Source organism: Pseudomonas sp. S3_E10 (genome assembly GCF_054667615.1).
This window is the reverse complement of sequence record NZ_CP162743.1, coordinates 4,895,083-4,908,650: the sequence shown is the minus strand read 5'-3', so window position 1 is coordinate 4,908,650 and position 13,568 is coordinate 4,895,083. Positions and strand designations below refer to the sequence as shown.

13 protein-coding genes are annotated in these 13,568 nt (G+C 62.5%); 6 read left to right on the top strand and 7 right to left on the bottom strand.

Annotation, left to right across the window (positions count from 1 at the left end; genetic code table 11):
• The first annotated feature begins 58 nt into the window (after positions 1–58).
• Both AB4N98_RS22565 and AB4N98_RS22560 read left to right on the top strand, forming a co-directional pair.
• Positions 59–598 carry a PQQ-dependent catabolism-associated CXXCW motif protein gene (locus tag AB4N98_RS22565; protein ID WP_460148926.1) on the top strand — a complete coding sequence of 180 codons (540 nt, stop codon included), beginning with the start codon at positions 59–61 and terminating at the stop codon, positions 596–598.
• Between the two features lie 27 nt (positions 599–625).
• The gene (locus tag AB4N98_RS22560; RefSeq protein WP_017527045.1) at positions 626–1,291 is read left to right on the top strand and encodes a response regulator transcription factor; all 666 of its coding nucleotides are present in this window, start codon (positions 626–628) and stop codon (positions 1,289–1,291) included.
• 46 nt (positions 1,292–1,337) lie between these two features.
• On the opposite strand, the gene AB4N98_RS22555 is transcribed toward AB4N98_RS22560, so the two are convergent.
• The 6 genes from AB4N98_RS22555 to AB4N98_RS22530 all read right to left on the bottom strand — a co-directional run bounded on the left by AB4N98_RS22555 (position 1,338) and on the right by AB4N98_RS22530 (position 8,318).
• Entirely contained in the window at positions 1,338–3,281 is a 1,944-nt protein-coding gene (locus AB4N98_RS22555) for a PAS domain-containing hybrid sensor histidine kinase/response regulator (RefSeq protein ID WP_017527044.1), read from the bottom strand.
• Complete coding sequence (gene nosP, locus AB4N98_RS22550; RefSeq protein ID WP_116077787.1) at positions 3,223–4,368, bottom strand: nitric oxide-sensing protein NosP; 1,146 nt, start codon at positions 4,366–4,368, stop codon at positions 3,223–3,225. The genes AB4N98_RS22555 and nosP overlap by 59 nt, the downstream gene beginning before the upstream one ends.
• Before the next feature lie 172 nt (positions 4,369–4,540).
• On the bottom strand, positions 4,541–5,716 hold the full coding sequence (locus tag AB4N98_RS22545) for a porin (RefSeq protein WP_460148925.1): 1,176 nt from the start codon (positions 5,714–5,716) through the stop codon (positions 4,541–4,543).
• A gap of 157 nt (positions 5,717–5,873) precedes the next feature.
• Positions 5,874–6,686, bottom strand: a complete 813-nt coding sequence (locus tag AB4N98_RS22540; protein WP_017527040.1) for a sulfite exporter TauE/SafE family protein — start codon at positions 6,684–6,686, stop codon at positions 5,874–5,876.
• A complete protein-coding gene (locus AB4N98_RS22535) occupies positions 6,687–7,931 on the bottom strand; it encodes an NAD(P)/FAD-dependent oxidoreductase (RefSeq protein WP_065877556.1) in 1,245 nt (414 codons plus the stop codon).
• Between the two features lie 51 nt (positions 7,932–7,982).
• Positions 7,983–8,318: an ArsR/SmtB family transcription factor gene (locus AB4N98_RS22530; RefSeq protein ID WP_017527038.1), complete on the bottom strand. Its 336-nt coding sequence runs from the start codon at positions 8,316–8,318 to the stop codon at positions 7,983–7,985.
• Between the two features lie 94 nt (positions 8,319–8,412).
• Here AB4N98_RS22530 and AB4N98_RS22525 point away from each other — a divergent pair, with 94 nt between their 5' ends.
• Entirely contained in the window at positions 8,413–9,276 is an 864-nt protein-coding gene (locus AB4N98_RS22525) for an MBL fold metallo-hydrolase (RefSeq protein WP_017527037.1), read from the top strand.
• A 54-nt stretch (positions 9,277–9,330) separates the two neighbouring features.
• Here the strand turns inward: AB4N98_RS22525 and bkdR are convergent, their stop codons facing one another.
• The gene (gene bkdR / locus AB4N98_RS22520) at positions 9,331–9,819 is read right to left on the bottom strand and encodes a Bkd operon transcriptional regulator BkdR (RefSeq protein WP_003174877.1); all 489 of its coding nucleotides are present in this window, start codon (positions 9,817–9,819) and stop codon (positions 9,331–9,333) included.
• Between the two features lie 194 nt (positions 9,820–10,013).
• On the opposite strand from bkdR, the gene AB4N98_RS22515 reads away from it, so the two are divergent.
• Genes AB4N98_RS22515 through AB4N98_RS22505 form a run of 3 tightly spaced genes read left to right on the top strand, consistent with a single transcriptional unit; the run spans position 10,014 to position 13,566 of the window.
• Positions 10,014–11,249 (top strand): 3-methyl-2-oxobutanoate dehydrogenase (2-methylpropanoyl-transferring) subunit alpha, encoded by a 1,236-nt coding sequence (locus AB4N98_RS22515; protein ID WP_017527036.1) that lies wholly within the window; start codon positions 10,014–10,016, stop codon positions 11,247–11,249.
• 1 nt (position 11,250) lies between these two features.
• Positions 11,251–12,309, top strand: coding sequence for an alpha-ketoacid dehydrogenase subunit beta (locus AB4N98_RS22510; protein WP_016978112.1), 1,059 nt, complete (start codon positions 11,251–11,253; stop codon positions 12,307–12,309).
• Complete coding sequence (locus tag AB4N98_RS22505; RefSeq protein ID WP_065877558.1) at positions 12,310–13,566, top strand: dihydrolipoamide acetyltransferase family protein; 1,257 nt, start codon at positions 12,310–12,312, stop codon at positions 13,564–13,566.
• Positions 13,567–13,568 lie beyond the last annotated feature (2 nt).

Below are 13,568 nucleotides of genomic sequence, written 5' to 3'. Positions count from 1 at the left end.
TTCCCAAGGCAGCGCGACTCACGTGTAATGGCGACATAACGATAAGGATTGACCCGCCATGCTGCCTGCCCGACTGCCTCTGTTGGCGTTACTGTGCCTGCTCTGTGTCAACGCCCAGGCCGACTCCCCGCTGTTTTCCGCCGACGGCTATCGCATCAGCCTGTACCGCAGCCCCACGCCCGATCAACTGCCGGGGGCGGCCGTTGTCGACACCCCGGCCCTGCAAACCCTGCTCGAGCAAACGCCGGCGCCGGTGCTGATTGACGTGTATCGCCGCCCATGGCTGCAAGGTCGCTTCATCGAAGACCAGCCCCACGCCAACCTGCCCGGCAGCCACTGGCTGGCCAACACCGGCGACGGCGACCTCACGCCCGAGTGGCAGGGGTACTTCGCGCGCCACCTGTATAAGTTCACCGACGGCAACCTCGCACGCCCGCTGGTGTTCTATTGCCGCGCCGATTGCTGGCTGAGTTGGAACGCGGTAAAACGTGCCGCCAACCTGGGCTATACCTCTGTGTATTGGTATCGCGACGGGTTGGATGCCTGGGAAGCGGCACAACTGCCAGTGACGGCTGCGACACCCGAACCCTTTCAATAAAAAACCACAACAAGAAGGTGAACGGCCATGTACAAGATCTTGATTGCCGACGATCACCCGCTGTTTCGCGAGGCGATCCACAACGTCATCAGCGACGGCTTCCCCGGCAGCGAGGTGATGGAAACCGCCGACCTGGACAGCGCGCTTGCCCTGACCCAGGAACACGATGACCTCGATTTGATCCTGCTGGACCTGAACATGCCCGGCATGCACGGCCTCAACGGTTTGATCAACCTGCGCAACGAGGCACCGACCATCCCGGTGGTGATCGTCTCGGCCGAGCAGGACAAGCAGATCGTGCTGCAAGCCATCACCTATGGCGCGGTGGGCTTTATCACCAAGTCCTCGCCCCGCCTGCAAATGACCGAGGCGATCCAGCAGATTCTCAACGGCAATGTGTACTTGCCGCCCGACATCATCCGCACCCAGAAAACCGGCACCCACAGGCGCCTCAACGAAAACCCGGGCTTCGCCCCCGAGCTATTGCAGGCCCTCACGCGCAAGCAGTTGCTGGTGCTCGAACGCATGACCAAGGGCGAGTCGAACAAACAGATCGCGTACACCCTGGAAATTGCCGAAACCACGGTAAAGGCCCATGTATCGGCGATCTTGCGCAAGCTGAATGTGCATAACCGCGTGCAGGCGATATTGAGTGCCGGAGATATCGATTTCGGCTCCTACCTGCGCCGCTGAGCCCACAGCAACCACACAGCCCCCTCCCACACTGGTTTTGTGTTTGTCAGGGACGGCCGAGCAGGTGGCTCATGGCGGTTTTGAGCTTCATCGGCCGCACCGGCTTGTGCATCAAGGTGTGCCCCAACTCGCGGATCTGCTGTTTGAGCTCGTTGCTGTAGTTGGCGGTGATCATCATCGCCGGGATCGCGCTGGCGCGCCGGGCGTTGATGCGGGCCACGGCGTCGACGCCGTTCTGGTCGTCATCGAGGTGGTAATCGGCAATCAGCAAATCCGCCTCGGCATGGTAGTTGTCCACCTGTCGCGCCAGGTCTTCTTCGGATAACGCCGTCACGACCTGGCAGCCCCAACCTTCGAGCAAGGTGCGCATGCCTGCGCAGATCGCCGCGTCGTTATCCAGCACCCACACCCGGGCGCCCTGCAAGCGCTCCAGCAACGCCTCGCTCATGCACGGCAGGGGCAATGACTTGGGCGCGGTGGCGCTCAACGGCACCTCCACTGCAAACATCGAGCCCTTGCCCGGCCAGGATTTGACTGTGATGCGGTGCCCCAGAATGCCGGCAATTTTTTCCACAATCGCCAGCCCCAGGCCCAAGCCGCGATCCTGGTCCGGGCGCTGCACATCGCCGCGCTTGAACTCCTGGAAAATCTCCTCCAGCCGCTCCTCGGCAATGCCCATGCCGCTGTCCCACACCTGGATCGACAAGCGCTGATGCTGGCGCCGACACCCCAGCACAATGCGCCCTTGATAGGTGTAGCGAATCGCGTTGCTCAGCAGGTTGCGCAGGATCCGCGCCAATAGCTGGATGTCGCTGCGCACCAGCGCGGAACAGCCGATGAAGTGCAGCTCCAGCCCTTCGCTGCGGGCCAATTCGGTGTACTCGACGGCCAGGTTATCGAGCAATTCGCTCAAGGCGAACGGCGCGATATCGGCCTTGATCACCCCGGCGTCCAGCTTGGAAATATCCACCAGGGTGCCCAGCAGGTTTTCCACGTCTTCCAGGGAATTGCTCACGTTGCGCACCAGTTTTTCACTCGGGCGCTCCAACAAGGCGCTGGTGAACAGCCGTGCGGCGTTGAGCGGTTGCAGCAGGTCGTGGCTGACGGCCGCGAGGAACTTGGTTTTTGACAGGTTGGCCTGTTCAGCCTCCAGCTTGGCCTCGCGCAGGCGGCTTTCCATACGCCGGCGCTCGTCGATTTCCTTGAGCAATTGGTCATTGAGCGCCGTGAGTTCCGAGGTGCGCTGGGCGACGCGCTGTTCCAGGTGCTGATAGGCCTGATGCAGCGCTTCAGCGGTGCGGCGGCGTTCGGTGATGTCGCGGATCAACACAAAGATCCCCACCACTTCGCCACTGGCCAGCATGTTCGGCACGTAGGAGCGCAGCATGTAGCGTTCCTGGTTATTGATATTGGTCTCGGCGAATTCGAAGGTCACGCTCTCCCCGGCCAGGGCGCGGGCGACGTAGGCGTCCAGGCGCTGGCAGTGCTGTTCGCTGTGCACTTCGCGCAGGCTCTGGCCGAGCATCATGCCGCGCGGCCAGCAGTACCATTCTTCGTAGACTTTATTGGTGAACTCATAGACCAGGTCGGCATTCAGGTAGCCGATCAGCGCCGGTACGTTATCGGTGATCAGGCGAATCCAGCGCTCGCTTTCCTGGGCTTTCTGCGCCGCCACTTGTTCGCCGCGCAGGGTTTCGGCGCGCAGCCGGGCGTTGATCAGCAGGTGGTTGCTGGCCTTGAGTTCGGCCATCGCCTGGTTCAGCGCATCGGTACGTTCGCGCACTTGCTCGGCCAGCACCACCGAATGCTGGAAGGTGGTGTACGGGTTATTGCCCTGGCTCATGCCGGACTCGATGCGTTCGATCAGCGCGGCGTTGATCCGGGCCAGCTTGTGGTTGTCCTGTTGCAGCTGGGCAACCTGGGCGAGCAGTTCAGCGCCGGCCTCTGGCAATGGCGACCCCGGTGAAGGTCTGGTTGATATGCATGCCATTGAACTGTTCTCCGTAGGTGTTGAAGCCCATCACCCGTTTGGCTTGCAGGAAACTGCCGATCTGTTCCAGGTTGCCGGCGTCTTCCAATTCCAGGCGGCGCAGGAAGCAGTCGCAGCCGATGGTCAGCAAGAGTTCGCCGAGGCGCGACTGCAGGCCGTCGAACAGGCTGTCCAGGTTGGGCAGGATCGGGCCGGGCTTCATCACGGTCAGCACGATGCCGTTTTCCACGGCGCAGTAGAAACTCAAGCTGAGGTCTTCATGCACCTGTTGGATGGCGCGCACGTAGTACTGGTCATGGATGCGCACCGCCAGCGGGTGAGCGGCAAAGACCCGATGGTCGAGGTCGGCCACCGCCACGCCGATATGCCGCGCGTATTCTTCGGCGGCGGGTTCGGCGTTGAGCTCGTAGACCCGGCGCGAGGGGCTGTCGGCACCGGTCACCACCAGTTTTTCGGCACGCGGCAGGATGTGGTGGGTGGTGAACACTTCGAAATCCAGCCAGGTATTGACCAGCACCACCACCGCCGCGCCGCTGTGAAAGGCGCCGTTGAAGTAGACGTGGGTGTGGGTGAGGAAGTTGTCGTCGCCGGCCGAGCCGCCAAAGTGCGGGATATCGCCAAGGGCGGCGCTGAGGGCGGCGAGCACCATCTCTTCGCGGCTGGACAGGCCATCGAGCAGGGTCAGGGCAAACGTGTTGCCTTTGATGGGGGCCAGGGTATTGCTGCGGCAGCCGCCGACCAGCCGTTCGACCATGTGCTGGGCGTCGATCAGGCTGAAGTGCTCGACCTGGTCGATCAGCTCGGTGGCGATGGAAAAATGCGCGTGGTTGAAACCCATCGCGGTAATGCAATTGCGGCCGTAGCCTTGGGGCGTGATCTCGCCGGCGCTGGTGCAACCCACCACGCGCACATTGCCGAAACACTGCTGCAAGGCCTGGCCCAACGCCTGCAAATCGTAGGAAGCCGAACAGAAAAACAGCACAAACCCCAGGTAGGGGTGCAGCAGTTGGCGGGCCAACTCCTCAGCCGCCTGCCCCGCGTCGGTGGCCTGGGACATGGCGCTGACTACGCCTTCACTGTTATGCATCGTTGGTTCCCCCTCTGAGGCATGAGTGTACAAAGGGCCGGGGGGCGGGACCTATGCTACTTGTGTACTGGGTAGGGGGATGCGATGGGATGACTCTCTCAAGACTGATGGAGATCAAAATGTGGGAGGGGCAAGTCGAATCGTCGCACCGCCCCTCCCACAGTTAACCGCATTACCAAGTCAAGACAGCACCAACGGCGAAGGTATCGGTGTCTTCATTCTGGGCGCTGGTGTCATGCCCCTTGATCTGGAACTGGTTGTACTCGGCCACCAGCTTGAGGTTGTCATTCACGTCATGAAACAGCGCAACCCCGTGCGTCTCATAATCCGCGCCACTGCCCACCACGCCGTTGCCGTCATCCTTTGTTTTACCGTAGGACAGCGCCAGGCGGTTCTTGCCCAGTTTGTACGAGCCCTGCACCAGGTAGCCGTTGCTGTCCACATTACGCAGGGTGGCTTCCCCGGCATTGTTGGTGAAGAACGGGTTGATGCCCTTGGCCTGGAAGCCGGAACCGGTCAGCGACAAGCCGCCCATTTTGGCTTGCACGCCATAACCCAGGCCCTTGGAGGTGACCGAGGCCACGGAGGAGTCGGTGTTATCGGAGGTCTGGTAGCTGCCGTTGAGCCAACTGTAGATCTTCGCCCCGCCCAGGTCGAACTGGTAGGTGACCTCGCTTTCGGTGCGCGGGTTCTCCTGGTAGGCCTTGCCCACGGCGCTGCTGTCGTTGGTGTCGACCGGGTCCATGATGCCGACGGCCACGCGCAGGCCGTCCATCACCGGAGTGCGATAGGTGATCTGCGAGGTGGGGAACGGGTACGGGTAACCGCTGCCGATATTGCCGAACGACACTCCGCCGCCGTCCACCAGGCCGAGGCTGTCGCTGACCTGGCCGTAACCGGCGAGCAGTTCATCGAGCAGGATGTTGGAGCGGGCGAACAGGCCGAAGTCCTTGCCGATCAGCACTTCGCCCCACTCGGGGTTGGCCACGGTGCCGTAGAACTGGCGCACGTCGATGGCGGTGTCGGTGCCGTTGGTTTCGCTGTCGTTGATGGTGACCCAGAACGAGGCGCGGGCGCCGAGCTTGAGGTCGTCGACCTGCTTGCTCATGTTGAAGCCCAGGTAGTTGGGCAGAAAGCCCATCTTCACGCGGGACTGACGGCGGTCGTACTGGTCGCCGGCGCGGTCCACATCGCTGTTGACGTAGAAAGCGTTGATGTAGCCGTCGGTGGAAAAGGTGGTTTCGTCCTTGTCGTACAGCATGATTTCGGCGCCAGCCAACGGGCTGAGGCTCAGGCCGACGATAAACGCAGGTAACAGACGCAGGGGGACATTCTTATTGTTATGCATAACGCGCTCCGCAACGGGGACTTGATGTCGGAGGCGATTATCGAAAGGCGCCAGGCCACGGCCTACGCTGCCTTGGCCGTGGTTTGAAGGTGCTTTGGGCGGGCAGCGGGTGCCCGGCAATTCTGGCGTAAGACGGGCCCGCTCGCAGGCCCGGCACTTAATGCGTAAGACCGGCCTTGGCCAACATGCCCACGGCAACCAGTACACAGAGGCCGGCAAACCCCACCTGCAAGGCACGCGCGGGGATCACCGAACACAGGCGTCGGCCGACCAGCATGCCGACGATGCTGGCGCCGATGAACATCCACCCGACCGGTTCGATGCGCACGCCGGCATGCAACGCCCCCGCCACGCCGATCAGCGAAATCAGGCTGATGACCATCAGCGACGTGGCAACGATGCCGCGCATCTGTACATCGGTGAGCTGCTTGAACGCTGGCACGATCAGAAAACCGCCGCCCACGCCAAGCAAACCGGACACCGCGCCGGTCACGGCGCCGAGCGCAGCCAGGGTGGCGCTGCATTTGGCGGTCCAGGCCAGGCGCCCGGTCTGCTGGTTGAGCATGCAGTTCTTCTGGCCCCAGGACGCGGCGCCATGGTCGCTCGGCCCGGCGTCGACTTTTTCCCGCTGCAACATGCGCCAGGCCACCAGCACCATCAGCGCACTGAACAGGCCCATCAGCAACGGCTCCGGCAGTTGATGGGCGACAAACACTCCCAACGGCGAAAACAGTGCGCCGAGCAAGGCGATCAGCAGCGCGGCGCGGTAACGCACCAGGCCGTGGCGCAAGCCATCAATCGCACCGACGGCCGCCGCCGCGCCCACCGCCAGCAACGACACCGGCGCGGCCTGGGTCATGCTCAAGCCCAGGCCCAGCACCAACGCCGGCACGCCGAGGATGCCGCCACCCGCGCCGGTAAGGCCCATGACCAGGCCCATCAACAACCCCAACACACTGGCCAGCAGCATTCAGTCCACCTTGCTCAAGCGGGTCAGCCACTCGCGCCCCTTGAGCATGCCGTTCCAGTAGAACCACGGCAGCAGCGTGGCCTTGAGGAACCACATCGAACGCCGCGCCTTGGTAGCGTCGAGGGGGAACGTCGGCAGCAGTTTGCCGCCGTAGCCGAACTCGGCCAGTACCACCTTGCCCTTCTCTACCGTCAGCGGGCAGGAACCGTAGCCGTCGTACTTGAGCGGCAGCGGCGCCTGCTTGCGCAGGGCCAGCAGGTTTTCGGCAACCACTACGATCTGTTTGCGCACGGCGGCGGCGGTCTTGGCATTGGTGGTGCCGCACACATCGCCCAGGCCGAAAATGTGCGGGTAGCGCAGGTGTTGCAAGCTGTGGGGGTTCACTTCGCACCAGCCGGCAGCATCGGCCAGTGGGCTGTGGCGGATAAAGTCCGGGGAGACCTGCGGGGGAACAACGTGCAACAGGTCGAAGGATTTTTCCTCGACGGTGACATTGCCCTCGGCGTCCTTCACTTCAAACCAGGCCTTGCGTGCCGGGCCGTCGACCTTTACCAGGTTGGCATTGAAGGCCAGGCGCGCGTTGTATTTTGCTACGTAGTTCATCAGCGGCGGCACAAAGGTCGCCACGCCGAACAACGCCGCGCCAGCCAGGTTGAATTCCACGTCGATGTGCTTGAGGTTGCCCTGCTTGAGCCAATGGTCGCAAGACAGGTACATGGCCTTTTGCGGCGCACCGGCGCATTTGATCGGCATCGCCGGCTGGGTAAAGATCGCCTTGCCGCCCTTGAGCTGCCGCACCAATTGCCAGGTGTAGGCCGCGTGTTCGTAGCGGTAGTTGGAGGTGACGCCGTGCTGGCCCAGGGTGTTTTCCAGGCCTTCGATTTTTTCCCAGGCCAGGCGCAGGCCGGGGCAGACGATCAGGTTGTTCCAGGTGACGCGCTGGCCGCTGTCGAGTACCAGGGTGTGTTCGTCCGGCAGCAGCTCAGTGACGGCCGCCTGCACCCAGGTGACACCGTTGGGCAGCACGTCCGCCAGGGGGCGACGGGTCTTTTTAATGTCGTAGACGCCACCGCCGACCAGGGTCCAGGCCGGTTGGTAACAGTGGTGATCGCTGGGTTCGACAAGGGTGATATTCAGGTGCGGGTCGCGCTTGAGCAGGCTGGCCAGCAGGCCGATGCCTGCCGAACCGCCGCCGATGACGACGATATCGCCACTGATGGTTGGGCCCCAGTGTTGGTCGGTCATGGTCTATTGCCTTTTATCGTCAATGCACACAAGGGTCGCTGCCGTATGGCGTCACGCCCAACTTTTTATCACCGCGCCGCAGTACAGGCCGGACAGGGTCTTCATCACTTGAATCACTTCGTGGCTGGCCAACCCGTAGAAGATGTATTTGCCTTCCCGACGGGTGGCGACCAACCCTTCATCACGCAAGATGCCCAACTGCTGTGACAGCGTGGGCTGGCGCACGCCGGTCATGGTTTCCAACTCACCGACGTTGCGCTCGCCCTGGGTGAGTTGGCACAGGATCAACAAGCGATCCTCATTGGCCAGGGCCTTGAGCAAGGCACAGGCCTTGGACGCCGATGCGCGCAACTGGGCAACTTCGCCTTCACTCAGAGTAGATTCCATTTGCCTCGGGTCCTTTGCGTCACTTAAGCTCGAAACATTATGTGTAAATGTAAAGTGATTGTAATCACTTTTTTCAGCAGCAGGGGTAGCCGTCATGTCAGCGTTGATTCATTCCTTTTTGGACGAGGCGTCGTCGACCTACACCTACGTCGTCTATGCAGCGGACGGCGGCCCCTGCGCCATTGTCGACTCGGTGCTCAACTACGACCCGGCATCCGGGCGCACCGACACGCGCCAGGCCGACAAGGTCATCGCCTTTGTCCGCGAGCACGGTTTGCAGGTGCAGTGGCTGCTGGAGACCCACGCCCATGCTGACCATCTGTCGGCCGCGCCGTATCTGCGCCGCACGCTGGGCGGCAAGATCGCCATTGGCCAGTGCATCAGCCAGGTACAGGACGTGTTCAAGCACCTGTTCAACCTGGAGCCTGAATTTCGCGCCGATGGCTCGCAGTTCGATCATTTGTTCGCGCCGGATGAAATCTTTCATATCGGCGCGATAAAAGCCCAGGCGCTGCATGTACCGGGGCATACCCCGGCAGACATGGCCTACCTGATCGACGACCGCTTGATCCTGGTGGGTGACACGCTGTTCATGCCCGACGTGGGCACCGCCCGCTGCGACTTCCCCGGCGGCGATGCGCGGCAGTTGTATGCGTCGATGCGCAGGTTGCTGGCCTTCCCACCGCACACCCAACTGTACGTATGCCATGACTACCCGCCTGAAGGTCGCGAAGCCAAATGCCTGACCACCGTGGCCGAGCAGCGCGCGGGGAATATCCATGTGCATGACGGCGTGGATGAGGCGGCGTTCGTGGCGATGCGCACCCAGCGCGATGCCGGGTTGGGCATGCCGACATTACTGCTGCCGGCGATCCAGGTGAATGTGCGGGCGGGGAATATGCCGCCGGCGGAAGAGAACGGCGTGACCTACCTGAAGATCCCACTCAACCAACTATGAAATGCGATTAAACAATGTGGGGGGACCCCCTCCCACATTCTGTCTTGTGTTAATTCAAGAACCGAGGCTGATGCCATTCGCCGGCAGCGGCAACGCGGTTTTGTAGCGTACTTGCTTGAGTGCAAAGCTCGAGCGGATGTTGGCGACACCCGGCACCTTGGTCAAAAAATCCATCATGAAGCGCTCCAGCGACTGGATCGTCGGCACCAGCACCCGGATCAGGTAATCCGGGTCGCCGGCCATCAGGTAGCACTCCATCACCTCGGGTCGGTCCGAGATCGCCCCTTCGAACTGCTGCAGTGCCAGCTCGTTCTGCTTTTCCAGGCTCACGTGGATAAACACGTTGACGTGCAGCCCCAGCAGGTCGGCGTCGAGCAAGGTTACCTGCTCGCGAATCAAGCCGAGTTCTTCCATTGCCTTCACCCGGTTAAAGCACGGCGTGGGCGACAGGTTGACCGAGCGGGCCAGGTCGGCGTTGGTGATGCGGGCATTCTCCTGCAGGGCGTTAAGAATGCCGATGTCGGTACGGTCCAGTTTGCGCATGAGACAAAATCACCTGTTTATTATGTTTATGCAGTTTTTTTATCCGCAAATGAGCCCCAGCGCAACGAAACACAGATAAATATTCTTCTGCGCCCCGCCTATGATTGTTGTAGGACAAGATTTCTTCTACCCGAAGACTGACTGTCAGCTAGCGCGCCCACTACAAGAAATTCACAAGATCGAGCGTAGAAGCCATGAACCAGCCGTATGCACCATTGCGCCTGCACGTTCCCGAACCCTCGGGCCGACCAGGCTGCAAGACCGACTTTACCTACCTGCGCCTGACCGACGCGGGCCTGGTGCGCAAACCCGCCATCGACGTAGAACCCGCCGACACCGCCGACCTGGCCAAGGGCCTGATCCGTGTACTCGACGACCAGGGCCAGGCCCTGGGCCCGTGGGCCGAAGGCGTTCCCGCCGACATCCTGCGCAAGGGCATGCGCGCCATGCTCAAGACGCGCATCTTCGACAACCGCATGGTGGTCGCCCAGCGTCAGAAAAAAATGTCGTTTTACATGCAAAGCCTTGGCGAAGAAGCCATCGGCAGCGCCCAGGCCCTGGCCTTGAACATCGACGACATGTGCTTCCCCACCTACCGCCAGCAAAGCATCCTGATGGCCCGAGAAGTGCCGCTGGTGGACCTGATCTGCCAGTTGCTGTCCAACGAGCGCGACCCGCTCAAGGGCCGCCAGTTGCCGATCATGTATTCGGTGAAGGACGCGGGGTTTTTCACCATTTCCGGCAACCTCGCCACTCAATTCGTACAGGGCGTGGGCTGGGGCATGGCCTCGGCGATCAAGGGCGACACCAAGATCGCCTCGGCCTGGATCGGCGACGGCGCCACCGCCGAATCCGACTTCCACACCGCCCTCACCTTTGCCCACGTGTACCGGGCGCCGGTGATTCTCAACGTGGTCAACAACCAATGGGCGATCTCCACCTTCCAGGCCATCGCCGGCGGTGAAGCCACCACCTTCGCCGGACGCGGCGTCGGTTGCGGCATCGCCTCGCTGCGCGTGGACGGCAACGACTTTATCGCCGTATACGCCGCCTCCGCCTGGGCCGCCGAACGTGCGCGCCGCAACCTCGGCCCCACCCTGATCGAATGGGTCACCTACCGCGCCGGCCCGCATTCCACGTCCGATGACCCGTCCAAATATCGCCCCGCCGACGACTGGAGCCACTTCCCGCTGGGCGACCCGATTGCGCGCCTCAAGCAGCACTTGATCAAGATTGGCCAGTGGTCCGAAGAGGAACACGCGGCGGTCAGTGCCGAACTGGAAGCCGAAGTGATCGCCGCGCAAAAACAAGCCGAACAATACGGCACTCTCGCCGGCGGCCAGATTCCAAGCGCCGCGACCATGTTCGAGGACGTTTACAAAGAGATGCCGGAGCACTTGAAGCGCCAGCGTCAAGAGTTGGGGGTCTGACATGAACGATCACAACAACAGCATTGAAGTGGAAACCGCCATGACCACTACCACCATGACCATGATCCAGGCGCTGCGCTCGGCCATGGACGTGATGCTCGAACGCGACGACAACGTGGTGGTGTTCGGCCAGGACGTCGGTTATTTCGGCGGCGTATTCCGCTGCACCGAAGGCTTGCAGACCAAGTACGGCAGCTCGCGGGTATTCGACGCACCGATTTCCGAGAGCGGCATCATCGGCGTGGCCGTGGGCATGGGCGCCTACGGCCTGCGACCGGTCGCGGAAATCCAGTTTGCCGACTACGTCTACCCCGCCACCGACCAGATCATCTCCGAAGCCGCGCGCCTGCGTTATCGCTCGGCCGGCCAGTTCACCGCGCCGCTGACCATGCGCATGCCCTGCGGCGGCGGCATCTATGGCGGGCAGACCCACAGCCAGAGTATCGAAGCGGTGTTTACCCAGGTCTGCGGCCTGCGCACGGTGATGCCGTCCAACCCTTATGACGCCAAGGGTTTGCTGATCGCATCCATCGAAAACGATGACCCGGTGATCTTCCTGGAGCCCAAGCGCCTGTACAACGGCCCGTTCGACGGCCATCACGACCGCCCGGTAACGCCGTGGTCGAAACACCCCCAAGCGCAAGTGCCGGACGGTTACTACACCGTGCCGCTGGACGTGGCCGCCATCGTGCGTCCGGGTTCGGCCGTGACGGTGCTGACCTACGGCACCACGGTGTATGTGTCGCAAGTCGCCGCCGAGGAAACCGGCATCGACGCCGAAGTCATCGACCTGCGCAGCCTGTGGCCGCTGGACCTGGAGACCATCGTCAAGTCAGTCAAAAAGACCGGCCGCTGCGTGGTGGTGCACGAAGCTACCCGCACCTGCGGCTTTGGCGCCGAGCTGGTGTCGCTGGTGCAGGAGCATTGCTTCCACCACCTGGAAGCCCCGATCGAACGCGTCACCGGCTGGGACACGCCCTACCCGCACGCGCAGGAATGGGCGTATTTCCCAGGGCCGTCCCGAGTGGGCGCGGCGTTGAAACGGGTCATGGAGGTCTGAATGGGCACGCACGTTATCAAGATGCCGGACATCGGCGAAGGCATCGCGGAAGTTGAATTGTCGCAGTGGCATGTGAAGGTCGGCGACCTGGTCGTCGAAGACCAGGTGCTGGCGGATGTAATGACCGACAAGGCGATGGTGGACATCCCCTCGCCGGTGCACGGCAAGGTGATTTCCCTCGGCGGCGAGCCGGGCGAGGTCATGGCCGTGGGCAGTATTTTGATCAGCATTGAAGTGGAAGGCGCTGGTAACGCCAAGGACGCGCCGACAGTGGCTGAGCCGCCGAAGGCAGCGCCTGTGCCTGAAGCCAGGCCGGCACCGGTCGAAAGCAAACCAGCGCCGGTCGCGGTGACCGCTCAGGCGCCAGCGGCCCGTGCAGCCGATGAACGTCCGCTGGCCTCTCCGGCGGTGCGCAAACATGCGCTGGACGCGGGCATTCAACTGCGCCTGGTGCAAGGCACCGGCCCGGCGGGCCGGGTTCTGCATGAAGACCTCGAGGCGTACCTGCAACAAGGCTCGTCCAGGCCATCAACAGCGGCCAACCCCTACGCCGAACGCAACGACGAACAACAGATCCCGGTGATCGGCATGCGCCGCAAGATCGCCCAGCGCATGCAGGACGCCACCCGGCGGGCCGCGCATTTCAGCTATGTGGAAGAGATCGACGTCACCGCGCTGGACGAGCTGCGTGTACACCTCAACGAAAAACACGGCACTACGCGCGGCAAGCTGACCCTGCTGCCGTTCATCGTGCGCGCCATGGTCGTGGCGTTGCGCGACTTCCCGCAGATCAACGCGCGTTACGACGACGAAGCCCAGATCATCACCCGCCTCGGCGCGGTGCATGTGGGCGTCGCCACCCAGAGCGATGTGGGCCTGATGGTACCGGTGGTGCGTCACGCCGAGGCGCGCAGCCTGTGGGGCAATGCCGAGGAAATCGCACGCCTGGCCACGGCCGCGCGCAACGGCAAGGCCAGTCGTGACGAGCTGTCGGGTTCGAGCATTACCCTGACGAGCCTCGGCGCCCTGGGCGGTATCGTCAGCACGCCGGTGCTGAACCTGCCGGAAGTGGCGATTGTCGGGGTTAACCGCATCGTTGAGCGGCCCATGGTGATCAAGGGCCAGATCGTGGTGCGCAAGATGATGAACCTCTCCAGCTCGTTCGATCACCGCGTGGTCGACGGCATGGACGCGGCGCAATTCATCCAGGCCATTCGCGGCCTGCTCGAACAACCCGCCAGCCTGTTCCTGGAGTAAGG